The sequence below is a fragment of the Kitasatospora sp. NPDC003701 genome, assembly GCF_053587085.1.
This window is the reverse complement of sequence record NZ_JBSFNM010000051.1, coordinates 1-26754: the sequence shown is the minus strand read 5'-3', so window position 1 is coordinate 26754 and position 26754 is coordinate 1. Positions and strand designations below refer to the sequence as shown.

The 26754-nt window shown below is 75.7% G+C and carries 10 protein-coding genes and 2 pseudogenes; 2 read left to right on the top strand and 10 right to left on the bottom strand.

Annotation, left to right across the window (positions count from 1 at the left end; translation table 11 throughout):
• Positions 1-359 precede the first annotated feature (359 nt).
• The gene (locus tag ACWDRR_RS33480) at positions 360-1400 is read left to right on the top strand and encodes a transposase (RefSeq protein ID WP_449776021.1); all 1041 of its coding nucleotides are present in this window, start codon (positions 360-362) and stop codon (positions 1398-1400) included.
• Positions 1401-1528: 128 nt separating this feature from the next.
• Complete coding sequence (locus ACWDRR_RS33475) at positions 1529-2581, top strand: FAD-dependent monooxygenase (protein ID WP_449776020.1); 1053 nt, start codon at positions 1529-1531, stop codon at positions 2579-2581.
• A 318-nt stretch (positions 2582-2899) separates the two neighbouring features.
• On the opposite strand, the gene ACWDRR_RS33470 is transcribed toward ACWDRR_RS33475, so the two are convergent.
• The 10 genes and pseudogenes from ACWDRR_RS33470 to ACWDRR_RS33425 form a co-directional block, all read right to left on the bottom strand.
• Entirely contained in the window at positions 2900-3679 is a 780-nt protein-coding gene (locus tag ACWDRR_RS33470) for a thioesterase II family protein (protein WP_449776019.1), read from the bottom strand.
• A 93-nt stretch (positions 3680-3772) separates the two neighbouring features.
• The gene (locus ACWDRR_RS33465) at positions 3773-5539 is read right to left on the bottom strand and encodes an FAD-dependent monooxygenase (RefSeq protein ID WP_449776018.1); all 1767 of its coding nucleotides are present in this window, start codon (positions 5537-5539) and stop codon (positions 3773-3775) included.
• A 2-nt stretch (positions 5540-5541) separates the two neighbouring features.
• A complete protein-coding gene (ubiG, locus tag ACWDRR_RS33460; RefSeq protein WP_449776017.1) occupies positions 5542-6315 on the bottom strand; it encodes a bifunctional 2-polyprenyl-6-hydroxyphenol methylase/3-demethylubiquinol 3-O-methyltransferase UbiG in 774 nt (257 codons plus the stop codon).
• A gap of 10 nt (positions 6316-6325) precedes the next feature.
• Positions 6326-8167 carry an asparagine synthase (glutamine-hydrolyzing) gene (gene asnB / locus ACWDRR_RS33455; RefSeq protein ID WP_449776016.1) on the bottom strand — a complete coding sequence of 614 codons (1842 nt, stop codon included), beginning with the start codon at positions 8165-8167 and terminating at the stop codon, positions 6326-6328.
• Between the two features lie 132 nt (positions 8168-8299).
• Positions 8300-8812, bottom strand: coding sequence for an SRPBCC family protein (locus ACWDRR_RS33450; RefSeq protein ID WP_449776015.1), 513 nt, complete (start codon positions 8810-8812; stop codon positions 8300-8302).
• Positions 8813-8865: 53 nt separating this feature from the next.
• The gene (locus ACWDRR_RS33445; RefSeq protein WP_449776014.1) at positions 8866-9552 is read right to left on the bottom strand and encodes a class I SAM-dependent methyltransferase; all 687 of its coding nucleotides are present in this window, start codon (positions 9550-9552) and stop codon (positions 8866-8868) included.
• 78 nt (positions 9553-9630) lie between these two features.
• A pseudogene (locus ACWDRR_RS33440) lies at positions 9631-10671 on the bottom strand (alpha/beta fold hydrolase); the annotation flags it as partial.
• Positions 10672-10821: 150 nt separating this feature from the next.
• Positions 10822-16701: pseudogene (locus ACWDRR_RS33435) on the bottom strand (type I polyketide synthase); the annotation flags it as partial.
• A gap of 46 nt (positions 16702-16747) precedes the next feature.
• Positions 16748-22378 carry a type I polyketide synthase gene (locus ACWDRR_RS33430; protein ID WP_449776013.1) on the bottom strand — a complete coding sequence of 1877 codons (5631 nt, stop codon included), beginning with the start codon at positions 22376-22378 and terminating at the stop codon, positions 16748-16750.
• A 26-nt stretch (positions 22379-22404) separates the two neighbouring features.
• Positions 22405-26754 (bottom strand): SDR family NAD(P)-dependent oxidoreductase (locus ACWDRR_RS33425; protein WP_449776012.1); only part of this gene is annotated, 4350 nt, incomplete at its 5' end.

Below are 26754 nucleotides of genomic sequence, written 5' to 3'. Positions count from 1 at the left end.
GGACGCGCGGGGCACCGGTGCGGCCGACGGAGGTGCCCGCCACGATCAACCGTCAGCCTCGGCCGTCCGTCGCACTCCTGATGGAGCGTCGATGATCTCGGCAACAACGGAATAGGCTCGCGCGCGGGACCGTTCACCGTCGGTACGGACACGACCTTCGTGCGGCCTGCGGCGCTCGAAGCGTGGTGCCGGAGCGACGACCGTCCGCCGTCCGGCGGCCTCCCCGGCCGGCTGCGGCCGGCTGACGGCGCCCGCTCCCTGCCGTTGCCGTCACGACGTCGCCATCCTTGGGGGGATTGCCCATGCGCCCCGTCCAGCACGCCCTACCGACCGGGAGGCCGGTCGGGCCGCGACCGCCCGTGCGGACCGGTCCGCGGAGCAGCACCGTCCTGGACGAGCTGTCCGAGGTGCTCTTCGCCCCGCTGCCCCGCAGCGACCAGCGGGTCAAGGGCGCCCTGTACCTGCGCGGGCTGATCGCGGCGGAGGGGCGCAAGTCGATCCGGAACATCGCCGCGCAGGTCGGCGGTCCCGAACTGGCGCAGAGCCTGCACCACTTCATCGCCTCCTCCACTTGGGACTGGGAGCCGGTCAGCAGCGCCCTCCAGCACCACGCCGACAGCGAGTTGCGGTTCACCGCCTGGGTGGTGCACGGCCTGCCGATGCCCAGGCGGGGCCGGCAGGCCGTCGGCGTGTGGGGGGTGGCCAGTGACGTCACCGTGCCCGTGAAGTGGAACCTGCTGCGGTCCGGCGAGGAGGCCGCCGACTGCGTCGTGGCGGCGACCCGGGTGTGCGACCGGAGCACGATCGGGCCCCGGCCGGTCGTCCTGGACGTCCCGGGGGCCGATCTGCGTCCGGTCTTCGACCGGTACGCGCAGGACGGCGCGCCGCTGCTGGCCGCCGTGCCCGGCAACCTGCCGGTGCTGGACCGGGGGCCGGGCCGCGGATCCCGCCCGTTTCCCGCCGCCCGTCTGCTGCAGCTCAACCGGATGGTGCGCCGGCCGGTGGAGTGGACGGACCCGGCGACGGGCACCCTGCGCCGGAGCCTGGTCGGCGGTGTCCGGGTGGAGTGGGCCGGGCACCCGCTGCTGCTGGTGGGGCAGTGGGACGGCGGGCAGGAGCAGCCGGTCCGGTGCTGGTTGACCAATCTCACGACCACGCCCCTGGGGGTCCTGTTGCGGCTCGCCAAGTTCACCCAGCGCGTCGAGCAGGACCGGGCGGGGTCGGCCTCGCACGTGGGGGCACTCGACGACTACGAGGGGCGGGGCTCCGACGGCTGGCACCGGCACATGACCCTGGCGGCGGCCGCGCACGTCGCCCAGGTGCTGGCCGCGGCGAGGGCCAGGGTCCGCCCGTGGACCCACTGCATGGTTTCCATGGAGCGGATGGGCCATCAGCTGTGAACGGCACAAACCGGACACCGCTCTGTTCAAACCTTATTTCTCTGTCTGTGTCACCTCGCCCGGGGGTCCTGACACAAGCGCCGTGACCGCATCGCCCGTGCCACCCCACGGGAGCCATCATCGGTCTTATGCGAATTCTGGTTGCCGGCGGTGGTATCAGCGCTCTGGCCACAGCGGTTGCTCTGGGATCGAGGGGCCATCACGTGCTCGTCCTGGACCGACGGCCGGCCTTCACCGAGAGCGGGGCGGGCGTCCGGTTGGCGCCGGCCGCCTTCCGCCTCCTGGACCGGCTCGGAGTCGGCGCGGCCGTGCGCGAGCGGTCGCTGACGATCGACGAATTCCGCATCATGAACGGCTCGACCGGGGAACCGGTCACCTCGGTGTCGCTGCCCGGCCGGCTCGGTGGGACGCACGGGGTCCATGCCACGGCCCACCGGCTGGACGTCTACGAGCCGCTGCTCGACGCCTGCTGGGAGCTGGACGCCGTCCGGCTGTGCGCGGACACCGGTGTGGTCGGCTACACCGAGCACGGCGAATCCGTGGTGGCCGCACTCGCCGACGGACGCAGCGTCACGGGGGACGCCCTGATCCTCACGGACGGTGCCCGCTCGGCCGTCCGCGAGGACGCGCCCCGGGCCGGTGGCAGGCCGGAGGAACTGGTCGCGGTCTACCGCACCGTCGTCCCGATGGAGCTGGTGGCCGAGCGCTGGCAGGACGGCGCGGCCACCAGCTGGGTGGGGGCGCACTGGCACGTCTCGCACTACCCGCTGCCCGACTCCCGGTACCTGGGCCTCTCCGCCACCCGCCACCGGCACGTCGGCGGTGACCTGGCGGGCGTCCGCGTGGACCTGGAACACGTGCTCGCGGCCTTCCCGGACATCGGCTACGCCGCCCGCAACGTCCTGACGATGGGCCGGCACTGGCGCGCCTGGACGGTGCCCGACCGGCAGGCCGCGTCGGTTCGGGCCTTCGGCAGGGTCGCGCTGGTGGGCGAGAGCGCGGAACCGGCGCGTCCGCTGGAGGTGTCGGGCGTGCAGCACGCCCTGGCGGACGCCGTCGGGCTCGGCCGGTCGTGGGACGCCTCCGGCGGGGACGTGCGGCGCTGGCTCGCCGACTACGGCGCCCGGCGCGGGGAGCGGACCGCCGGGGCCCAGGTGGGATGCGGGGCCGGGTGCCGCTAGCGGCGGCTCGCCGGGCGGTGGACGGGCGGGCGCTGGGCGGGCGGGCTGTGGGCGGGCGGCGGACGGGCGGGCGGTTCACGGGCGGATCAGTTCGCGCGGCAGCGACTACAACCACAGGTGGTCCCGCGACCGCAGCCGGAACGGGAGTTGGAGCGCCTGGTACGTCGACGGGCCGCCGATAGCCGGTGGCGGCGTCGAGGGCTGATCGCGCGGGGAGCCCCGGAGCCCCGGAGCGCCGGTCCACGACCGCTCCGGGCCTCCCCGTCGCCCGCCCGCGGGCCGGCCGCCGGTCCCGGTCCGCGCCGCGCGGTCACGGTGTCAGGCCGGCGTGCCCAGGGCGTCGAGCGCATCGCGCGCGAAGTCCGAGACGAGGCCGGCCAGCCGCTGCCAGTGGTCGACGATGAAGAAGTGGCCGCCGTCGAGCACCTTCAGCCGGAACGGGCCGGTGGTGTGCGCGGCCCAGGCCGCCGTGTCCTCGACGCCGGTCCAGCGGTCGGCGTCGCCGGTCAGCGCCAGCAGCGGGGCGCTCAGCACGGCGTCGGGCGGGCAGGTCCAGCGTTCGACGGCGGTGTAGTCGCTGCGCAGGGCCGGCAGGATCATCCGGACGACCTCCTCGTCGGCCAGCAGGCTGCTGTGGGTGGCGCTCAGCGCGTGCAGCTCGGCGATCAGGCCGGCGTCGTCGCGCAGGTGGACGGTGTCCTCGCGGTGCACGGACGGGGCGCGGCGGCCGGAGACGGCCACGGCGAACGGCGCCCGGCCGTCCGCCTCCAGCCGGCGGGCCACCTCGAAGGCGAGCAGCGCGCCCATGCTGTGGCCGTAGAGGGCGAGCGGGCGGCCGTCGGAGGGGAGGGCCCGGTGGATGCGGTCGGCGAACTCGGTGAGGTCCTCGATCCGCGGCTCGGCACGGCGGTCCTGGCGCCCCGGGTACTGGGCCGTCAGGACGTCGAAGCGGTCGGCCAGGGCGGTCGCGAACGGGCGGAAGAAGCTGGCGGATCCGCCGGCGTGCGGGAGCAGGACCAGCCGCGGGGCGTCGGCCGGCGCCGGGTGGTACCGGCGCATCCAGCGGGCGTCGCCGGTGCCGGGGTCGGTCACGGCCATGGGGCTTTCCTCGGGGGTGAGACGGGGAGTCGGGTGAGTCGTTGGGCGATGAGTGCCGGGCGGCCCCGGTCGGACGGGGCCGCCCGGCGGGGGTCAGGCCGTCGGGCCGGCGGGCGACTGGAGGAGGGCCGCCAGCACCTTGGGCAGTTCGCCGGCGGAGGCGGCCGTCCGGGCGCGCCACGCCACGTGCCCGTCCGGGCGGACCAGGACGCCGCCGTCCGCCTCGACCTCGCGCTGCCGCTCCCACGCCCCGTACGGGTCGCGCAGGCCCTCGGCCGCGCCGATCGTGCGGACGGTGACGGGCACCCCGGTGAGCCGGGCGGCCTCCCGGGCCGCGTCGTGCCAGCCGTCGCCGCCACGACCGGTCAGCAGGACGAAGCGGCCCCGGCCGACCACGTCCAGGGTGGAGCGGCGGCGCCCGCCGTCCTCCAGCCAGGCGTGCGGCAGGCGCGCGCCCGGCCAGGTGGTGGGCCGGTAGTACAGCTCCGCGTCCCGGTCGTCGACCGGCTCGGAGGTGCCGTCGTCCACCCGGGCGCCGCCGCGGTAGCGGTAGCCGATCTCGACGCCGTGCGCGTTGACCTGGTAGTTGATCCGGTCGGTGGCCGCGGCCAGCGCGGCGCGCCGGGCGGCCGCCTCCTCGGTGTCGTCGGCGAGGCCGCGCAGCAGCTCCCACTGCTCCGCCGGGCTCTGCCCGGCGGTGAAGCCCAGCGCCGCCGGGATGCCGAGGAAGTCGAGCATGCTGCGCACCGCGCGGTCGACGATCTGCCCGCCGACCGGCAGCCGCTCGGCCTGGTAGGTGTCCAGCAGGGCGGGGGAGGCCGTGCCGTCGAGGACGAGCTTCAGCTTCCAGGCGAGGTTGAAGGCGTCCGCGACCGCCGAGTTGAGCCCGAGGCCGTTGGTCGGCGGCATCTGGTGCACCGCGTCGCCGACGCAGAACACCCGGCCGTCCGCGTAGCGGGGGGCGACGACCGCGTTGACCTCCCACGGCGAGACCTTCTTGATCCGGACCTCGACGGACGGATCGCCGATGCTCTCCCGGATGTGCGCGAGGATCTCCTCGTGGTCGTCCGGGTCGAACTCCCCGCCGTGGTCGAGGAAGCGCAGGTAGACCCACTCGGTCCAGGGGCGGATGCTGACGAACACCCGGCCGTCCTCCGGCGGGTTGCCCGGCACGGCGCCCATGTAGAGGATCGCCGGGCGGTCGGCGCAGTAGGCCGTGAGGTCCGCCTCGAACCAGACCGAGGCCACCTTGGCCAGCCCGGTGGCGCCCTCCACGGTGAGCCCGGCCTGCTCCATCACCCGGCTCTTGGCACCGTCGGCGCCGATCACGTAGTCGGCCCGCACGGTGTACTCCAGGCCGGACTGCCGGTCGGCGATCACCGCGGTGACGCCGTCCTCGTCCTGCTCCATGCTCAGGAACTCCTGGCCGAAGCGGAGCTCGCCGACCCCGGCCTGCCGGACCTGCTCGACCAGCAGCGGCTCCAGCCGGTGCTGCGCGAGGTTGCACATGGTGCTCGGGCTGGCCGCGAGGTAGTCGCCGATCCGGTCCGGGCCGTTGCCGTACGCGTCGAGCCGGCTCACCTCGGGGCCGGCGAAGGTCGACATGAAGACGTGGTTGGCCAGCAGCCGGCTCGGCGTCGCCTCGGCCAGCACCTCGCGCTCGACGCCGAGGTCGCGCAGGATCTCGCCGGTGCGCTGGTTCAGCAGGTGGGCGCGCGGGGTGTGCGCGGTGCCCGGGTACTTGCCGACCAGCAGGTGCGCCACGCCGTAGCGGGAGAGCGCCAGCGAGGCGGTCAGGCCGGCCGGGCCGGCGCCGACGATCAGCACCGGCACCCGGACGTCGGGGGTGGGGGTCGCCATGGTCAGTTGGCCGCCTTCCGTGCGTAGCCGGCGTAGATCACCGACGTGTCCTTGTGGACGCCGAGCTGGAACTGCCGCCCCAGCTCGCCGTAGCTGATCTCGCCCCGGGCGCGCCGGCGCATCGCCTTCAGCAGCTCCAACTGCGGGCGCGTGGAGGCGAACCCGACGAGGTCCTGGTTGGTCAGGCCGTGCTTGCGGAAGACGGCGTGCAGCTCGGCCGGCTTGATGAAGCTGGCCCAGTCGTGCAGGTCCTTGGGCGCGAAGCTGACGGACTTCCAGTCCTGCGCCATCTTGATCATCGCGAGCTTGGACCGGAAGGTCCGGTTGATCGTGTCGTACAGGTAGTGGCCGCCGGGCTTGAGCACCCGGACCGCCTCGGCGACGGACTTGTCCACCGAGGTGACGTGCTCCAGCGTGTCGCAGCAGTAGACGAAGTCGAACGTCGCGTCGGGGAAGGGGAGTTCCTCGGCGAAGCCCTGGTGGTACTCGATCTCCAGGCCGGACTGGCGGGCGTGCTCGCCGGCGGCCTCCAGCGACGGGCCGGACGGGTCCATCCCGGTCACCCGGCAGCCGGTGCGGGCGAAGTGCTCGGCGAGCAGACCGCCGCCGCACCCCACGTCGAGCACCTTGAGGCCCTTGAGGTCCAGCCGCAGCCGGTTGGTCAGCACGTCGTGGAAGTAGTCGAACCGGGCCGGGGTGAACGCCTCCAGCGTGGCGAACGGCTGGTCGTCGTCCCACCAGGAGTGGGTGTTGTAGACGTCGTTGTCGACGGGCATGGCGGGCTCCTCAGGAGGTCTTGACGGTCGGGCGGTAGAGGTCGAGCCAGACGGCCAGGTCGAGGACGCGCTCGAACGCCTCCCGCTCGTCCCGGTCGACGGCCTCGGGCTGGGCGGCGACGGCGCCGGCGAGCGCGGCACGGTCGAAGAGCGCCACCGCCTCGTGGTCCCCGGACAGCAGATCGCCCACCTGGCGCTGCAACTGTCCGACGTAGGCGAGCTGCTGGGTGTGCGGGTAGAGCGCCTTGCGCCGCTCCACCACCGAGGTCGGCAGGATGTCCCGCACCGCGGCGCGCAGCAGGCTCTTCTCCCGGCCGTCGAAGGTCTTCATCGCCCAGGGCGTGTTGTACACGTACTCGACCAGGCGGTGGTCGCAGAACGGCACCCGCACCTCCAGGCCGACCGCCATGCTCATCCGGTCCTTGCGGTCCAGCAGCAGGCCCAGCAGGCTGGTCAGGTGCACGTGGCAGAACTCGCGCATCCGCCGCTCGTGCGCGTCCTCGCCCGGCACGGCCGGGATCTCGGCCACCGACTCGGTCCAGCGCTGCGCCCAGTAGCCGGGGACGTCGAGCGTCTTCAGCAGCAGCTCGGGGTCGATCAGCTTGGTGGGGTGCTTGCGCGGGCCCAGGCCGGAGGCGGTCACCCACGGGAACATCGGGACCTCCTGCACGGGCGGCAGGTGGAACCACGGGTAGCCGCCGAAGATCTCGTCGGACGACTCGCCGGAGAGCGCGACCGTCGAGTGCTCGCGGATCGCCTTGAACAGCAGGTACAGCGAGTTGTCCGCCTCGCCGAAGCCGAACGGGAGGTCCCGGGCGGTGACCGTCGCCCGGCGCACGGCCGGGTCGGCCAGGGCCTGGTGGTCGAGCCGGATGTCGTGGTGCAGCGTGCCGACGTGCTCGACCACCTCGCGGGCGAACGGCGCGTCCTGCGAGCCGCGCAGGTCGTCCGGCCGGAAGTCGTCCGGCTGCTCGAAGTCGACGGTGAAGGTGCGCACCTGCTCGCCCTGGGCGGCCAGCCGGCGGCCGGCCAGCGCGGTCAGGGCGCTGGAGTCGAGACCGCCGGAGAGCAGCACGCACTGCGGCACGTCGGCCACCAGCTGGCGGGCCACGCTGTCCTCCAGCAGCTCGCGGACGTGCCGGACGGTGGTCTCGGTGTCGTCGCGGTGCTCGGCCGGCTCCAGGCGCCAGTACACGTGCTCGCGCAGCCCGGAGCGGTCGAAGGTCACCATGGTGCCCGGCTTCACCTCGTGCATGCCCGCCCAGACCGCGCGGCCGGGGGCCTTGACGAAGCCGAACATCTCGCGCAGGCCGTCGGCGTCCACCACCGGGGCCACCGACGGGTGGGCGAGCAGGGTCTTCGCCTCCGACCCGAACAGCACGCCGTCCGCGGTGGGGTAGTAGTAGAGCGGCTTGATGCCCAGGCGGTCGCGCAGCAGCACCAGCTTCTCCACGCGGCCGTCCCAGATGCCCAGCGCGTACATGCCGTTGAGCCGGTCGGCGACGCCCTGCCCCCACTCCAGGTAGCCGCGGAGCACCACCTCGGTGTCACTGGAGGTGCGGAACTCGTGCCCCCGGCGCCGGAGTTCGTCCCGCAGCTCGGTGAAGTTGTACGCCTCGCCGCTGTACGTCATCACGACCGGACCGTCCGGCGTCTCGACCACCATCGGCTGCACGCCGCCCGCCAGGTCGATGATGGCGAGCCGGCGGTGGCCCAGCGCGGCGTGGCGGGACAGCCAGGTGCCGCCGGCGTCCGGACCGCGGCAGATCATGGTGTCGGTCATCGCGCTCAGGGCGGGGAGTTCACGTTCGAGGTCGAGCTGGAAGGAGATCCAGCCGGCGATCCCGCACATTCGGGTCTTCTTTCGTTCGGGGGTTCGGCGGTCCGGGGGTTCCGGGCTTTTCGGGGGTTCTGCGGTCCCGTGCCCCCGTGACCCCGCGGTTTCGGGAGCGGTGGGAGCGGCGGGAGCGCGGCGGGAGGAGGGTCAGTCGCGTGCGGCCCGGGGCAGTCCGGCCATGTAGGCGGGCAGGCCGTCGATGTGCGAGCGGCCGGTGGGGCCGAAGAAGAAGCGGTCCAGCGGGCCCTGGAGGAACGACCACGGGCGGTTCAGCTCGGCCGCCCAGCGCCAGCTGAACCGGGCGCCGGTCTCGGTGGGTTCGACGACGTAGTCCTCCACCAGGTGACGGAAGATCGGGCGGGTCGCCCCGGTCGCGGTGAAGGTCTTGCGGGTGCCCTCCTCCCAGCGGTAGAAGCGCTCGCGCAGGACGAGGTCGCTCTCCATCTCGATCTCCCGGGTGGTGCCGACGCCGAACGGCCGCGGCGAGGTCCAGGTGAGCCGTCGCATCCCCTTGGTCCAGCTGGACACGCCGTCGCCGGTCAGGGCCGCCCAGGTCTCCTCCGCGGAGTACGGCACCTCGACGGAACGGGCGTGGTACAGCGGGGCCTTGGCGAACAGCGAGTCGTCGGCCTCCTCGATCGGATACCAGCGTGCGGCCATGGTGTCGGTCCTTTCCGGAACGGTTCTCGGGTGGGGCGGGGGAGTGGGCGGGGTCAGGCCTTGCGGGCCCGGAAGAGGCCGACGGAGCCGCGGGTGACCAGGTCGAAGTCGTCGAAGTTCTGCTTGAGCTGGTCGCGCAGGTCCTCCAGGTCGTCCTGGTCGTTGTGGAAGACGCCCTTCGCGTTGAGGTTGTTCATCAGCCAGCGGCCGGCGCCGGTGACCGGGACGCCCGAGGACAGCACCGTGCTGCCGAACACCGTGCCCCCGGGGCGGACGGCCGCCGCCGCGTGGCGGATGGCCACGCCCTTGTCGCGCAGGCTGCCGGGGATGCAGTGCAGCAGGAAGCTGAGGGCGGCCGAGTCCTGGCTGCCCTCCTCGACCGGCAGCGGCTCCAGGGCGTTGGCGACCACCTTGCTGGTCCGGTAGTGCGCGAGCCGCTCCGCGGTGAAGTCGAGTGTGGCGGGGTTGAGGTCGGCCAGCGTGATGTGCGGGTTCGAGACCGGGAACCTGGTGTGCGAGAGCAGGTAGCCGGTGCCGACGCCGATCTCCAGGTGCTTCGCGCCGACGGAGGTGTTGTACATCTGCAGGAAGTTCTTCGGCGAGCAGCGCCAGAACAGCGGGGCGCTGCCGCGGAACACGATCAGGTCGTAGAAGGTCAGCGCGCGGCGGTGGTAGGGGGCCTGGCCGTCCAGGACGGCCTGGTCCAGGGAGCCGGGCTGGGGGTTGTGGTCGGTGCTCATGGTCTGCTCACCCTCGGTCGGGAACGGATACTCGTGGTGGTGCGGTGCGGTGCGGAACGGGTGGAACGGGTGGGACGGTCAGGCGAGGTGGTCGAGGACGGCCTGCAGGGTGGCGGGCCCGTGCTCGCCGGTCATGGTGAAGTGGTCGCCCGGCACCTCGGCCTCGGTGTGCGGCACCGGCCAGGAGGCCTGCCAGCCGGTGGCCGGGAAGCCGGGCAGTGGCCGGGCCGCGCGGAGCTGGAGCGTCGGGGTGGCGAGCGGCTGCGGCTCCCAGGCCTCGAAGAGCCGGGCGTAGCCGCCCGTCGCGGTGAGGCAGGTGTCGTCCAGCAGCTGGTCCGGCGCGAGGCGGCCGTCCGCCAGCTGACGGGCGATCTCCGCCTGGATGCGGGGGAGGGTCGCGCTGCCCGGCCGGTAGCTGTCCAGCAGGACGAGTGCCGCGGGGAGGACACCGGCCTTCTCCAGGTGCGCCGCCACCGCGTGCGCGATCCAGCCGCCGGCGGAGTGGCCCAGGAGCGCGAACGGCTGCCCGGCGGCCAGCCGTTCGACGTCCTCGGCGTGCAGGCGCACCAGCGCGTCGAGGTCGGCGGGCAGCGGCTCGCCCGCGACGAAACCGGGGGCGGGCAGCGCCCACAGCTCGTGGCGGCCGCGGGCGGTGGCGGCGAGCCGGGCGTACTGGTGGGCGCCGGACCGGGTGGCGAAGGAGGGGAAGCAGAAGAACCGCGGGGCCGCCGGGCCGTGGGCGAGCCGGACGGGAGCCGGGCGGGCGCCGAGGTCCGGCGGGGAGTCGAAGGTCTCCCTGAACCGGGAGGCGGCCGCGAGGAGTTCGCCGAACTCGGCGAACCGGCCGAGCTCGGCGGCGCGCGGTGCCAGCGAGGCCAGCAGGCCGTCGGCCGGCGTGTCCGGCGAGCTCGGGGCGGCGTCCAGCTCGGCCCGCAGCCGGGCGGTGAGCCCGTCCAGCGTGGGGTGCTCGAACACCGCGGTGGGGGGCAGGGCGAGGCCGGTGGCGGCCAGCAGTGCGGCGCTCAGCTCGGTCGCGGCCAGCGAGTCGAAGCCCAGCTCCGGCAGGCTCAGGTCGGCGTCCAGCTCGTCGGCGGAGCTGTGCCCGAGTGCGGCGGCGACCTGGTCGGCCACCAACTCCCGCAGGGCGCGGTCGCGTTCGGCCGGGTCGAGGGCGGCGAGCCGCTCGCGCGACCGGGCGGGGCCGTCCTGGTCGGCCGGGGCGTTGCGCAGCACGTCCGGGGCGCTGCTCACCGTGCCCGCCGCGGCGCCGGGCACCTCCGGGCGGACGGCCGGCGAGGCGTCGGGCCAGAAGCGCCGGTGCTGGAACGCGTAGGTGGGCAGGGCGACCGGGCGCGCCCCGGGATCGGCGAGCACGGCGTCCCAGTCGACCGGGACCCCGCGGACGTGGGCGTGGGCGAGCGCCGTCAGCGCGCTCTCCGACTCCGGCCGGCCGCGCCGCAGCAGCGGCACCGCCGCCGGGGCCGGCGCACGGTCGGCGAGCGCCTCCCGGACCAGGGCGGACAGGACGCCGCCGGGGCCGAGTTCGAGGAAGGTCGTCACGCCGTCCGCCGCCATCCGGCGCACGCCGTCGTGGAACCGCACCGTCTCCCGGATGTGCCGCACCCAGTACTCCGGCCTGCCGACCTGTTCGGCGGTGGCCTGCTCGCCGGTCAGGTTCGACAGCAGCCGGATCCGCGGCGCCCGGTACGTCAGCTCGCCCGCCACCTCGTGGAAGCCCGCCAGCGCCCCGTCCATCAGCGGTGAGTGGAACGCCCGGGTGACCCGCAGCCGCTTGGTCCGGCACCCGCGTGCGGCGAGCACGGCCGCGACCTCGTCGACGGCCTCGGCCAGGCCGGACAGCACGACGGCGCGCGGCCCGTTGACGGCGGCGAGGCCGAGCTGCTCCTCCCGGCCCGCCAGTAGCGGCAGCACCTCGTCCTCGGCCGCCTCCACGGCCACCATCGCGCCCCCGGTCGGGGTGGCCTGCATCAGCCGGCCGCGCGCGGCGACCAGCCGGCAGGCGTCCTGCGGCGTCAGTACGCCGGCCGCGCAGGCCGCCGCCAGCTCGCCGATCGAGTGGCCGCCGACGTGGTCGGGCGTCACGCCCCAGGATTCGAGGAGGCGGAACGCCGCCAGGCCGACGGCGAAGAGCCCGGCCTGGGTGAACACCGTCTCGTCGAGCAGGGCCGCCTCGGGGCTGCCCTCCGGGGCGAACAGGACGTCGCGCAGTGCGGGGCGCCCCGGCTCGGCGAGCTGGTGGTCCAGCAGCTCGCACAGCTCGTCCAGGGCCCGCGCGAAGACCGGGTGGGCGGCGTGCAGACCCCGGCCCATCCCGGGCAACTGGCTGCCCTGGCCGGGGAAGAGGAAACCGACCCGGCCGGCCGCCGCGGTGCCCCGGACCAGCCCCGGCGCGGCGGTGCCCGCCGCCAGTGCGGCCAGGCCGGCCTCCAGCTCGCCGAGGTCGCGGCCGATGAGGACGGCGCGGTGCGCGAGGGCGGACCGGGTGAGCGCCAGTGAGCGGCCGACGGCGGCGGGCGCGAGGCCGGGCACGTCGTCGAGGTGGGCGCGCAGGCGCTCCGCCTGGCCGCGCAGCGCGGCCTCGCCCCGGGCCGAGACCGGCCAGAGGACGAGCGGCCGCTGCTCGGCCGCCGGGGCGTCGGCCGGGGGCTCGGGCTGCGGCGAGGCCGCCGGTGCGGTGTCGTCGGAAGCCCGGCGGGGCGGGATCTCGGGCGCGACCGGGGCCTGTTCGAGGACGACGTGGGCGTTGGTGCCGCTGATGCCGAAGGCGGAGACGCCGGCGCGGCGGGGGCGGCCGTGCTCGGGCCAGGCCACCGACTCCGTGAGCAGGGCGATCGCGCCCGAGTCCCAGTCGACGTGCGGGGTGGGGGCGTCGGTGTGCAGGGTGGGCGGCAGGACGCCGTGCTCCATCGCCATCACCATCTTGATCACGCCGGCCATTCCGGCCGCGGCCGCGGTGTGGCCGATGTTCGACTTCACCGAGCCCAGCCGGAGCGGCCGGTCGGCCGGCCGGTCCCGCCCGTACGTCGCGAGCAGCGCCTCGGCCTCGATCGGGTCCCCGAGCGGCGTTCCCGTCCCGTGCGCCTCGACCGCGTCCACCTCGTTCGCGGTCAGCCGGGCGTTGGCCAGCGCCTGCCGGATGACCCGCTGCTGGGAAGGACCGTTCGGCGCGGACAGGCCGTTGCTGGCGCCGTCCTGGTTGGTGGCCGAGCCGCGGACCACGGCGAGCACCGGGTGTCCGTTGCGTCGGGCGTCGGACAGCCGCTCCAGCAGCAGCACGCCGGCCCCCTCGCCCCAGGCGGTGCCGTCGGCCGCGGCGGCGAAGGGCTTGCAGCGCCCGTCCGGGGCCAGGCCCCGCTGCCGGCTGAAGGCGGTGAACGCCTGCGGTGTGGACAGCACGGTGACGGCGCCCGCGAGGGCGAGCGTGCTCTCGCCCGACCGCAGCGACTGGCAGGCCAGGTGGATGGCGACCAGGGAGGACGAGCACGCGGTGTCCACCGTGACGGCCGGGCCCTCCAGCCCGTACGTGTAGGCGAGCCGGCCGGAGATGACGCTGGCCGCGTTGCCGGTCATCAGGTAGCCCTCCAGACCGTCCGCCGCGCCCTGCGCCAGCAGGTGGTAGTCCTGGCCGCTGCTGCCGGCGAACACGCCGGTGCGGCTGCCGCGCAGACTGTCCGCGGTGATGCCGGCCCGCTCGAAGACCTCCCAGGAGGTTTCCAGCAGCAGCCGCTGCTGCGGGTCCATGGCGAGGGCCTCGCGCGGGCCGATCCCGAAGAACGCGGCGTCGAAGCCGTCGGCGTCGTGCAGGAAGCCGCCCTCGCGGGCGTACGTGCGGCCGGGGCGGTCCGGGTCGGGGTCGTAGAGGTTGTCGAGGTCCCAGCCCCGGTTCACGGGGAACGGCGTGATCGCGTCCCGGCCGTCCGCGACCAGCCCCCAGAGCTGTTCGGGGCTGCGGACCTCGCCCGGGTACCGGCAGGCCATCGCGACGATGGCGATCGGCTCGTCGTCGCCGACCGCGGCCGCCGGCGCGGGTGCCTGGTCGGCGGGCTCGGCCGCGGTGTCGAGGAGCCGGCCGTGCAGGTGGCCGCTCAGCGCCTCGGGCGTCGGGTGGTCGAAGGCGACGGCGGCCGGGAGCCGGAGGCCGGTGGCGGCGTTCAACCGGTTGCGCAGTTCCACGGCGGTGAGCGAGACGAAGCCCAGCTCGTGGAAGGAGCGCCCGGGCGCGATCGGCTCGTCGAGGCCCAGGACGGCGGTCGCGTGGGACCGCACCAGGTCGAGCAGCAGTGGCTCGCGGTCGGGCTCGGGCAGGTCGTCGAGCCGCCGCCGCAGTTCCGCCCCCGCGGTGGCCGTGGCGCGGTCGTCGGGATCGGCGACCGGGGTGCCGGTGCCCGTGATGTCGACCCAGTAGCGGCGCCGCCGGAAGGGGTAGGTGGGGAGGTCGGGGTGGTGGCCGGGGCGCAGCAGCGGGGCCCAGTCGACCCGGGCGCCGTGGGTGTGGAGGTGGGCGGCGGAGGTGAGCAGCCGGGTCCAGTCGCCCTCGTCGCGGCGGAGCGTGCCGGTGACGACCGCCGGGTGCTCGGTGGTGTCGAGGGTGTCCTCGACGGCGGGGGTGAGGACGGGGTGGGGGCTGGTCTCGACGAAGGTGGTGTGGCCGGTGTCGGCGAGGGCGCGGACGGCCTGTTCGAAGAGGACGGGTTGCCGGAGGTTGGTGTACCAGTAGTCGGCGTCCAGCGTGGTGGTGTCGGTGATCTCGCCGGTGACGGCCGACAGGAAGGGGACGGTGGTGGCCGCGGGCTCGATGTCGGCCAGCTCGGTGAGGAGTTGGTCGCGCAGGGCCTCGACCTGGGGGGAGTGGGAGGCGTAGTCGACGGGGATGGTGCGGGCCCGTGCGCCGTCGGCCTTGGCCCGGTCGACGACGGCGTGGACGGCGGCGACGGTGCCGGCGATGACGGTGTGGGTGGGGCCGTTGACGGCGGCGATGCTCACCTCCCCCTGATGCGCGGCGAGGAGCGGTTCCACCTGCGACGCGGGCAGCGCGACGCTGGCCATGGTGCCGGTACCGGCCAGGCTGGTGATCGCCTTGGCGCGGAGGGCGACGATGCGGGCGGCGTCGTCGAGGGTGAGGGCGCCGGCGATGTGGGCGGCGGCTATTTCGCCCTGGGAGTGGCCGAGGACGGCGTCGGGTTGGACGCCGAGGGACTGCCAGAGGCGGGCGAGGGAGACCATGACGGCGAAGAGGGCGGGTTGGACGACGTCGACGCGGGTGAGGTCGTCGTTGCCGCGCAGGACGTCGAGCAGGGACCAGTCGGTGTGCGGGGCGAGGGCTTCGGCGCAGGCTTCGATGTGGGTGCGGAACACTTCGGAGGTGTCGAGGAGTTCGGCGCCCATGCCGATCCACTGGGAGCCCTGGCCGGGGAAGACGAAGACGGTGCGGCCGGTGTGCTCGGCGCTGCCGCTCGTCGTGCTCTCCTCGGTCAACGCGGTGAGCTGGGTGAGGAGTTCGTCGTGGGTGCGGCCGAGGGCGACGGCGCGGTGGTCGAGGGTGGCGCGTCCGGTCAGGAGGGTGTGTCCGACGGCGTGGAGGTCGGTGTCGGGGTGGTCGCGCAGGTGGTCGGCGAGTTGTGCGGCGTGGGCGCGCAGGGCGGTCTCGTCGCGGGCGGAGAGGACCCACGGCACCACGGGGGAGGGCGAGTCGGCGGCGAGGGCCTCGTCCTCGACCGGCGGGGCCTCCTCCAGGATGACGTGCGCGTTCGTCCCACTCGCTCCGAACGCCGACACCCCCGCGCGCCGGGCGCGCTCGCCGGCCGGCCATGCCCGGTTCTCGGTGAGCAGTTCGACCCCGCCGGCGCTCCAGTCCACGTGCGGCGTCGGCTCGGCCGCGTGCAGGGTGGCGGGCAGCACGCCGTGCCGCATCGCCATCACCATCTTGATCACGCCGGCCACGCCCGCGGCCGCCTGGGTGTGGCCGATGTTGGACTTCACCGAGCCGAGCCAGAGCGGCTGGTCGTCGGCCCGCTCCTGGCCGTAGGTGGCGAGCAGGGCCTGCGCCTCGATCGGGTCGCCCAGCGTGGTGCCCGTCCCGTGCGCCTCCACCGCGTCGATGTCCGCGGCCGTGAGCCGGGCGTTGTCGAGCGCCGTGCGGATGACGCGCTGCTGCGACGGCCCGTTGGGAGCCGTGAGCCCGTTGGAGGCGCCGTCCTGGTTGACGGCCGAGCCGCGCACCACGGCCAGCACCCGGTGTCCGGCCCGCCGGGCGTCCGAGAGCCGCTCCAGCAGCAGGACGCCGGCGCCCTCGCCCCAGCCGGTGCCGTCGGCGGCGGCGCCGAAGGCCTTGCACCGCCCGTCCGGCGCCAGCCCGCGCTGGCGGCTGAACTCGACGAACATGCCCGGCGAGGCCATCACGGCGGCCCCGCCCGCGAGCGCCGTCGAGCACTCCCCGCGGCGCAGCGACTGGCAGGCCAGGTGCAGGGCGACCAGTGAGGACGAGCACGCGGTGTCCACCGTGATCGCCGGGCCCTCCAGCCCGAACACGTAGGAGAGCCGGCCCGAGATCACGCTCGCCGCGCCGCCGGAGAGCAGGTACCCCTCCAGACTGTCGGTGGCCCGCTGGGCGAGCGCCGCGTAGTCGACCTGCCCGGCGCCCATGAAGACGCCGGTGCTGCTGCCGCGCAGCGTGGCCGGGTCGATGCCGGCCCGCTCGAAGGCCTCCCAGGAGGTCTCCAGCAGCAGCCGCTGCTGCGGGTCCATCGCCAGCGCCTCGCGCGGCCCGATGCCGAAGAACCCGGCGTCGAACCGGTCCGCGCCCGCCACGAAGCCGCCCTCGCGGGCGTAGGTGTGGCCGGTGCGGTCCGGGTCGGGGTCGTACAGCGCCTCGACGTCCCAGCCTCGGTCGGCGGGGAACGGCGTGATGGCGTCCCGCCCGTCCGCGACCAGCTGCCACAGCCGCTCCGCCGAGTCGGCGCCGCCGGGGAAGCGGCAGGCCATGCCGACGACCGCGATCGGCTCGCCCGTGACGGACTCCATCTCCTGGAGCCGCCGGCGGGTCTCCTGAAGATCGGCGGTCACCCGCTTGAGGAAGTAACGGAGCTTGTCCTCGGTCTCGCTGGCCACAGTGGCGCAACCCCTTCGGATCGGACAGGAACAGGACGGACGGCCGGCCCGGCGGCCGGCGGGCGGGTCAGGAGATGCCGAGCTCGTTGGTGATGAAGTCGAAGACCTCGTCGTCGCCGGCCGAGTCCAACTCCAGCTCGGGCACCGGCGGTTCGCCGCTGGCCGAGCCGTGCTGGTCGCTCCACCGGGCGGTCAGGGCGCGCAGTCGGGCGGCGATCCGCGCCCGGTCCGGGTGGTCGGTGCCGACCCCGTCGAGAACGGCTTCGAGGCGTGCCAGCTCCGCCAGCGCCGGCGCGGCCGACGGCGCTCCCTCGCGCGGGAGTTCCGCGTCGAGGTACCGGGCCAGCTCGGCGGCCGTCGGATAGTCGAAGACCAGCGTCGCCGGCAGGCGCAGGCCGGTCGCGGTGGTCAGCCGGTTGCGCAGCTCGACCGCGGTGAGCGAGTCGAAGCCGAGGTCGTCGAACGCCCGGTCCGCGCCCACCGGGGCCGCGTCCGAGTGGCCGAGCACGACCGCCACCTGACCGCGCACCAGGTCGAGCAGGGTGCGTTCGCGGTCGGCCTCGGACAGCCCGGCGAGCCGCCGCTTCAGGCCCTCGGCCGCCCCGGCGTCCGGCCGGCGGCCGGGCCCGGCCGCCGGGCCGGCCAGCCCGCGCAGCAACGGGGGGAGGTCGGCGCCGGCCCGGCGCAGCGCGGCGACGTCCAGCCGGACCGGCAGCACCGTCGGGTCGGCTCCGGCGAGCGCCCGGTCGAACAGGGCGAGGCCGTCCTGCGGGGTGAGCGACCGGACGCCCGAGCGCCGCATCCGGGCGAGCGTCGCGTCGTCGAGCGCGCCCGCCATGCCGGCCTGCTGCTCCCACAGGCCCCAGGCCAGCGACCGGGCCGGCAGGCCCTGCGCGGCGCGGTGCTGGGCGAGCGCGTCGAGGAAGGCGTTGGCGGCGGTGTAGCCAGCCTGGCCGGCGCCGCCGAGGGTGGCCGTCGCGGAGGAGAACAGCACGAAGGCGGCGAGCCCGGCGTCGCGGGTGAGCTCGTGCAGGTGCCAGGCGGCGTCCGCCTTCGGGCGGAGCGCCGCGTCGAACCGCTCCTGGTCGAGCGAGGCCAGCGCGCCGTCCACCGCCACGCCGGCGGCGTGGACGACGGCGGTGAGCGGGTGTTCGGCCGGGATGTCGGCGAGGGCCTTCGCGAGGTCGTCGCGGTCGGCGGTGTCGCAGGCGGTGACCGTCACCCGGGCTCCGAGCGCGGTGAGTTCGGCGGTCAGTTCGGCGGCGCCCGGGGCCTCGGGCCCGCGCCGGCCGAGCAGCAGCAGGTGCCGCACGCCGTACGCGGTGACCAGGTGCCGGGCCACCAGGGCGCCGAGCGCGCCGGTGCCGCCGGTGACCAGGACCGTGCCGTCGGGCGCCGGGGCGAAGGCCGATGCCGGTGTCGCGGTGCGGGCCCGGACCAGGCGGGGGGCCAGCACGGCGCCGGCGCGCAGGGCGAGCTGGGGCTCGTCGCCCGAGGCCGCCAGCGCGAACGCCGCGGCGGTGTCCGCGCCGTCGTCGTCCAGGTCGAGCAGGACGAAGCGGTCCGGGTGCTCGGCCTGGGCGGCCCGGGCGAGGCCCCAGAGCGGCGCGTGGGCGAGGTGCGGCACGTCCTCGTCGCGTCCGGCGGCCACCGCGCCGCCGGTCACCAGGACCAGCCGGGAGCCGGCGAAGCGGTCGTCGGCGACCCAGGCCGTCAGCGCGGACCACACCCGTTGCACGGTCGTGCGGACCGCCGCGGGGAGGTCGCCCGTGTCGCCCGTGGTGTCCGGGAGCGTCAGGAAGACCGCGTCCGGCACCGGCAGGCCGGCGGTGACGGCCTCGCCGAGCGCCGCGAGGTCCGGGTACCGGTCGAGGCCCGGGTGCCCGGATCCGTCGCCGAGGACGGCCCACCGTCCGCCGGCCGGTTCGGCCGCCGGGACGGGCGACCACTCGACGCGGAACAGGGCGTCGGCGAGGCCGGTGGCGGCGGCCGCGCGCAGCTGCTCGACCGAGACCGGCCGGGCCCGCAGCGAGGCGACCGAGGCGACCGGCGCACCGCTCTCGTCGGCCACCTGCAGGGACATCGCCTCCGGGCCGGCCGGGGCCAGCCGCAGCCGCAGGACGGCCGTGCCGGGGCGGTGCAGGCGCACGCCGTTCCAGGCGAAGGGCAGCAGCACCTCGTCCCCGGTGTTCCCGACCAGGCCCGCGTGCAGCGCGGCGTCGAGCAGGGCCGGGTGCACGCCGTACCCGCCGGCCTGCGCCCGCTCCGGCTCCGGCAGGGCGACCTCGCCGTACACCTCCGTGCCCGCGCGCCACATCGCCCGCAGGCCGCGGAACGACGGGCCGTAGGCGAAGCCGTCGCGGGCGACGGACGGGTAGAAGTCGTCGAGGTCCACCGGCTCGGCGCCCTCGGGCGGCCACACCCCGGCCGGCTCCCAGCCGTCGGAGCCGTCGGCGCTCCCGTCCGCGGTGCTCCCGGTGGCGAGCGTGCCGCCGGCGTGCCTGGTCCAGGCCTCGTCGCCGTCCTGGCGCGAGTGGACGCCGATCGGCCGCCGGCCCGTCGCGTCGGCCTCGCCGACCACCAGCTGGACCTGCACCGCGCCGTCCTCGGGGAGGATCAGCGGCGCCTCCTGGTCCAGCTCCTCGACCGTCGTGCAGCCCGTCAGGTGCGCCGCGTGCAGCGCCAGCTCCAGGTAGGCGGTGCCGGGCACCACCACCGAGCCCAGCACGACGTGGTCGGCGAGCCAGCGGTGCGTGCGGGTCGACAGCCGCCCGGTGAGGATCAGCCCGCCGCCCTCGGCCGGGGCGACGACCGCGCCGAGCAGCGGGTGCCCGGCCGCGCCCACGCCCAGGCCGGTCACCTCGGCGGGCGAGCCGGCGGGCGCGGCGGAGTCCAGCCAGTACCGCTCGCCCTGGAACGCGTACGTCGGCAGGTCCACCCGGTGCGCGGCCGGTCCGGCGAGGGCGGTCAGGCAGGCCGGCCAGTCGACCGGGACGCCCCGCACGTGCGCCTGGGCGACGGCGGCGACCACGGTGTCCGGCTCCGGGCGGCCCCGGCGCAGCAGCGGCACCGCCGCGACGCCCGCCGCGCGGTCGCCCGCGCTCTGCCGGGTCAGGGCGGACAGCACGCCGTCCGGGCCCAGTTCCAGGAAGGCCGTCACGCCCTGCCCGAGCAGGTGCTGGACGCCGTCGTGGAAGCGCACGGCCTCGCGCACGTGCCGCACCCAGTACTCGGCCGTGCCGAGCTGCCCGGCGGCGACCGGCCGGCCGGTCAGGTTGGAGACGACGGGGATCGTGGGCTCGTTCAGCGTCACCCCGTCGAGCACCTCGCGGAACCGGTCGAGCATCCCGTCCATGCGCGGGGAGTGGAAGGCGTGGCTGACGGTGAGCCGCTTGGTGCGGCGGCCGTCGGCGCCCAGCCGCTCGGCGATCCGCGCCACCGCGTCCTCGTCGCCGGAGACCACCACGGACCGCGGGCCGTTGACGGCGGCGACGCCCACCGGGCGGGCGTCGTCCGCGAGCAGCCCGGCGACCTCCTCCTCCGTCGCCTCGACCGCCACCATCGCGCCGCCGGGCGGGAGTTGCTGCATCAGCCGGCCACGGGCGGCGACCACCGTCACCGCGTCCTCCAGCGAGAACACCCCGGCCACGTGGGCCGCCGCCAGCTCGCCGATCGAGTGTCCGAGCAGGAAGTCCGGCCGCAGGCCCCAGGATTCGGCCAGCCGGAACAGTGCCACCTCCAGCGCGAAGAGGGCGGCCTGGGCGAAGGCCGTCCCGTCCAGCCGGGCCGCCTCGGGCGAGCCCTCCTCGGCCAGCAGGACCTCGCGGACCGGCAGCCCGCTCCGCTCCGTCAGCAGGGCGCAGACGCGGTCCAGCTCGGCGGCGAACACCGGGAAGCGGCCGTGCAGTTCGCGTCCGGCGCCGGCCCGCTGCGCACCCTGGCCGGTGAACAGGAAGGCCAGCTTGCCGGTGCGGGCGGAGGCCGGGCTCCGGACGACCTGCGGTGCGTCCTCGGCCCGGCGCAGCGCGTCGAGGCCGGCGAGCAGTGCGGCGCGGTCGGTACCGAGCACCACCGCGCGGTGGTCGAGGCCGGCCCGGGCGGTGGCCAGGGGCCAGGCGACGTCCGCCGGTTCCCACCCGGGGGCGGCGGCGACGGCGTCGGCGAGCCGCCCGGCCTGGGCGCGGAGCGCCTCCGGATCGCGGGCGGAGAGCAGCCACGGGGTGCCGGCGGGCGCCGTGCGGGGCGTCTCGGCGGGCGCGTCGGCGGGTGCGCCGGTGGGCGGCTCCTCGATGGGCTGCTCCTCGATGTGCTGCTCCAGGATCACGTGGGCGTTGGTGCCACTGATCCCGAAGGAGGAGACGGCGGCCCGCCGGGGCCGGCCGGTCGCGGGCCAGGCGCGCTGCTCGGTGAGCAGTTCGACCGCGCCCCGGGACCAGTCGACCTGCGGCGTCGGTTCGTCGACGTGCAGGGTGGCCGGCAGCACGCCGTGGCGCATCGCCTGGACCGTCTTGATGATGCCGGCGACCCCTGCGGCGAGCTGGGTGTGGCCGATGTTGGACTTCACCGAACCGAGCCAGAGCGGCTGTTCGGCGCTCCGCTGCTGCCCGTAGGTGGCGAGCAGGGCCTGTGCCTCGATCGGGTCCCCGAGCCGGGTGCCCGTCCCGTGCGCCTCCACCGCGTCGACCTCCGCCGCCGACAGCCGGGCGTCGGCCAGCGCCGCCCGGATGACCCGCTGCTGGGCCGGCCCGCTCGGTGCGGTCAGGCCGTTGGAGGCGCCGTCCTGGTTGACGGCCGAGCCGCGCACCACGGCGAGCACCGGGTGCCCGAGGCGCCGGGCGTCGGAGAGCCGCTCGACCAGCAGCACGCCGACGCCCTCGCCCCAGGCGGTGCCGTCGGCGGCGCCGGCGAACGCCTTGCAGCGGCCGTCCGGGGCCAGGCCGCGCTGGCGGCTGAACTCGATGAACATGTGCGGCGCCGCCATCACGGCCGCTCCGCCGACCAGTGCCATCGAGCACTCGCCGTCGCGCAGGGCCCGGCTCGCCAGGTGCAGGGCGACCAGCGAGGAGGAGCAGGCGGTGTCGACCGTGACGGCCGGGCCCTCCAGCCCGAAGGTGTAGGAGAGCCGGCCGGAGGCCACGCTGACGGTGGTGCCGGTCAGCAGGTAGCCCTCGGAGCCCTCGGCGCTGCGCGGGTCGGCGGCGTAGCCGAGCGGGGACGCGCCGACGAACACGCCGGTGCTGCTGCCGCGGACCGAGGACGGGTCGATGCCGGCCCGCTCGAAGGCCTCCCAGGAGGTCTCCAGCAGCAGCCGCTGCTGCGGGTCCATGGCGAGCGCCTCGCGCGGGCTGATCCCGAAGAACGCGGCGTCGAAGCGGTCCGCGTCCCGGACGAAGCAGCCCTGCCGGACGTAGCTCCGGCCGGGCCGGTCCGGGTCCGGGTCGTACAACTCCTCGGCGTCCCAGCCGCGTTCGGCCGGGAAGTCGGAGCGGGCGTCGCGCCCCTCGGCGACCAGCCGCCACAGGTCCTCGGGGCTGCGGACGTCGCCGGGGAACCGGCAGGCCATGCCGACGATCGCGACCGGTTCGTGCCGGGCCTCGGTCAGCGCGCGGTTCTGCTGCTGGAGCCGCTTGGTCTCCTTGACCGAGAGCCGGAGGGCCTCCAGCACCTTGTCCTGTGATGCAGCCTGTGATGCAGCCATCGTTGTTCTCCGCAGTCCGATCGCGATCAGAGGTCAGTGGTGCCGAAAACCAGGCCGACCAGGTCGTCGGCATCCATGGCGTCGATCTCGTCCAGCTCTTCCGGCCCGTCCGGCGCGTCGTCCGTCCCGGCCGCGGGCGTCCGGGGGGCGGCGTCGGCCAGGGCGAGCACCGCGTCGAGCAGCCCGGCGGCGCGCAGCCGGGCCGGCGTGACGGTGGCCAGGAGGCGGCCGACCTCGTCGTCGGGGACCGGCGGGCCGGCCGGCTCCGCCGGGGCCAGCTCGGTGTGCAGCCAGGCGGCCAGCTCGTCCGGCGTCGGATGGTCGAAGATCAGCGTCGCCGGCAGCTTGAGCCCGGTCGCGGCGTTCAGCCGGTTGCGCAGCTCGACGGCGGTCAGCGAGTCGAAGCCGAGCTGCTTGAACGCCCGGTCCGGCCGGATCGCCTCGTCCGTGGCATGGCCGAGGACGACCGCCGCGTTGGCGCGCACCAGCTCCACCAGGGCGCGGGCGCGTTCGGCCGCGGGCAGCGCGGCCAGCCGGCGGGCCGGTGCGGAGTCCCCGCCGCCCGGGCCGGCCGCCACCGCGGGCCGGCCCGGCGCACCGACCAGCCGGCGCAGCAGCGGCGGCACCGAGCCGTTCCGGAACGCGGCGCGGGCGGCCGTGACGTCGAGCTTCATCGCCACCAGCACCGCCTGGTCGGCGTGCAGGGCCGCGCTGAACATCGCCAGGCCCTCGGCGTCGGCGAGCGGGCTCACCCCGGAGCGGCGCAGTCGGGTCAGATCGGTGGCGTCCAGGTGGCCGGTCATGCCGCTGGCCCGCTCCCACAGGCCCCAGGCGATCGACTGGCCGGGCAGCCCCTCGGCGCGGCGGCGGTGGGCGAGCGCGTCGAGGAAGGTGTTGGCCGCGGCGTAGTTGCCCTGGCCCGGGCCGCCCAGGACGGCGGCCGAGGAGGAGAACAGGACGAAGGCGCCGAGGTCCGCGCCCAGGGTCAGTTCGTGCAGGTGCCAGGCCGCGTCCACCTTCGGGCGCAGGACGGCCGCGAGCTGCGCCGGGGTCAGTGAGGCGATCACCGCGTCGTCGAGCACGCCGGCGGCGTGGACGACGGCGGTGAGCGGGTGTTCGGCCGGGATGTCGGCGAGGGCCTTCGCGAGGTCGTCGCGGTCGGCGGTGTCGCAGGCGGTGACCGTCACCCGGGCGCCGAGCGCGGTGAGTTCGGCGGTCAGTTCGGCGGCTCCCGGGGCCTCGGGGCCGCGCCGGCCGAGCAGCAGCAGGTGCTTCGCGCCGTGCTCGGTCACCAGGTGCCGGGCGACCAGGGCGCCCAGCACGCCGGTGCCGCCGGTGATCAGCACCGTGCCGTCGGGGTCCGGCCCGGCGGGCATGGTGAGCACCACCTTGCCGACGTGCCGGGCCTGGCTCATGAAGCGGAACGCGTCCGTGGCGCGCCGCACGTCCCAGGTCCGTGCCGGGATCGGCCGGAGCACGCCGCTCTCGAACAGCGGCATCAGTTCGGCCGTCATCCGGCCGATCCGGTCGTAGCCGGCCTCGATCAGGTCGAACCAGAGGTAAGAGGTGCCGGGGTGGGCGGCGGTGACCTCGGCCGTGTCGCGGATGTCGGTCTTGCCCATCTCCACGAACCGGCCGCCGTCCGCGACCAGGCGCAGGGAGGCGTCGACGAACTCGTTGGCGAGGGAGTTCAGGACGACGTCCACGCCCCGGCCGCCGGTGGCCTCCCGGACGTGCTGCTCGAAGTCGAGGCTGCGGGAGGAGGCGATCCGGTCCGCCGGGACGCCCAGCGCGCGCAGGGTCTCCCACTTGGCCGGGCTCGCCGTGGTGAACACCTCGGCGCCCAGGTGCCGGGCCAGGTGGATCGCGGCCATGCCCACGCCGCCGGTCGCCGAGTGGATCAGCACCGACTCGCCGGGGGCGAGCCCGGCGAGGTCCACCAGGCCGTAGTAGGCGGTGAGGAAGGCGATCGGCACCGAGGCGCCCTCGGTGAACGTCCACCCCGCGGGGAGCGGGACGAGCAGCCGGTGGTCGACCACGGCGACCGGCCCGAACGAGCCGGGCACCATGCCCATCACCCGGTCTCCCGGTGCGAACCCGGTGACGTCGGACGCGGTCTCCAGCACGACGCCGGCCGCCTCGCCGCCCATCACGTCCTGGTCGACCATGCCCAGCCCGAGCAGGACGTCGCGGAAGTTCATGCCGGCGGCGCGCACGGCCATCCGGACCTGGCCGGGGCCGAGCGCGGCGGCCGCCGCGGGGTGCGGGAGCAGGGCGAGGTTCTCCAGGGTGCCCTTGGCGGTGGTGTCCAGGCGCCAGTGCGGGGTGTCCGCCGGGGGCTCCAGCAGTCGGCCGGCGGCCGCCCGGACCAGCCGGGGGGCCAGCAGGCCGCCGTCCCGGAGGGCGAGTTGGGACTCGTCGCCGCCGACGGCCCGGGCCAGCGCCCCGGCGAGGACGTCCTGCGGCGCGGGGGTGCGGTCGTCGAGGTCGAGCAGGACGAAGCGGCCCGGGTGCTCGGTCTGGGCGGAGCGCAGCAGGCCCCAGAGCGGGGCGTGGACGAGGTCGCGCGGCTGCTCGCCGGGGGCGGCGGCCACCGCGCCGCGGGTGAGCAGCACCAGCCGCGAGGCCGCGAAGCGGTCGTCGGCGAGCCACTGCCGGAGGAGCGCCAGCAGGTGGTCGGCGGCGGCCCGGACGGCGGCCGGCGTGTCGGGTGACGCGGGGCCGGCGCAGGTGACCAGGACGGCGTCGGGCACGGTCGCGCCGGCCGCGACGGCCTCGGCGAGGGCGGCCAGGTCGGCGTACTCGCCGAGCCGGAGAGCGTCGGACAGCGCGAGGCGGTCGGCGCCGAGCAGGACCCAGCGCCCGGCCGGTGCCTCGGGGGAGGCCGGCAGCTCGGTCCACTCCACCCGCAGCAGCGGGTTCGCGCCGCCGTCGCGGGCGGCCCGCACCTGGTCCCGGTCCACCGGGCGGCTCGCCAGCGAGGCCACCCGGGCCACGGGGGCGCCGGCGGCGTCGGCCACCGAGAGCGCCAGCCCGTCGGAGCCGGTGGGCGCCAGCCTGACCCGCAGCTCGGTCGCACCGGTGGCGTGGAGCGAGACGCCGCTCCACGAGAACGGCAGCCGCACCTCGCCGGGCGAGGCGGCGGCGGCCGCGTGCAGGGCGGCGTCCAGCAGGGCGGGGTGCAGGCCGAACCGGGCCGCGGCGTCGTGCTGTTCCTGCGGCAGCCGCACCTCGGCGAGCAGGTCCTCGCCGTGGCGCCAGAGCGCCCGCAGGCCCCGGAACGCCGGGCCGTAGCCCAGGCCGTCGTCGGCCAGGCGCGGGTAGAGGCCCTCGATGTCCACCGGGACGGCGCCGGCCGGCGGCCAGGCGGCGAGGTCCCAGGCCGGCCGCTCGGCGCCGGTGGCGAGCACGCCGGTCGCGTGCCGGGTCCAGAGGGCGTCGGGGTCGTCGGGGGTGTCGGGGGCGGAGTGGACGGAGAAGCTCCGCCGGGCGTCCTCGTCCGGCGTGCCGATGCGGACCTGGATCCGGACGGCGCCCTCCTCCGGCAGCAGCAGCGGGGCCTGGAGGGTGAGTTCGTCGACGATGTCGCACCCGGTGTGGTCGCCGGCGTGGAGGGCGAGTTCGACGAGGGCGGTGCCGGGGAGGAGCGGGGTGTCCCAGACGGCGTGGTCGGCGAGCCAGGGGTGGTCGGCGAGGCCGATCCGGCCGGTGAGGACGAGTTCGTCGCTGTCGGCGAGGGGGAGGACCGCGCTCAGCAGGGGGTGGTCCGCGGCGGTGAGACCGGTGGAGCGGACGTCCCCGGGGGCGGCGGTGGCGTCGAGCCAGAAGCGTTCGCGCTGGAAGGGGTAGGTGGGGAGGTCGACCTGGGCGTGTCGGCGGGTGGGAAGGAGGGTCGTCCAGTCGACGGTGGTGCCGGTGGTGTGGGCCTCGGCGAGGGAGGTGAGGAGTCGGCGGGTGCCGCCCTCGTCCCGGCGGAGGGTGCCGGTGGTGCGGGCCGGGTGGCCGGTGGCCTCGGTGGTGTCCTGAACGGCCGCGGTGAGGACGGGGTGGGGGCTGGTTTCGATGAAGACGCTGTGGCCGGTGGCCGCGAGCTGGGTGACGGCCTGCTGGAAGAGGACGGGGCTGCGCAGGTTGGTGTACCAGTAGTCGGCGTCCAGCGTGGTGGTATCGGTGAATTCAGCAGTGACTGCCGACATGAAGGGGACGGTGGCGGTTGCGGGCTTGATGTCGGCGAGCTCGGTGAGGAGTTGGTCGCGCAGGGTCTCGACCTGGGCGGAGTGCGAGGCGTAGTCGACGGGGATGGTGCGGGCGCGGACTCCGTCGGCCTGCGCCTGGTCGACGACGGTGTGGACGGCGGCGACGGTGCCGGCGATGAC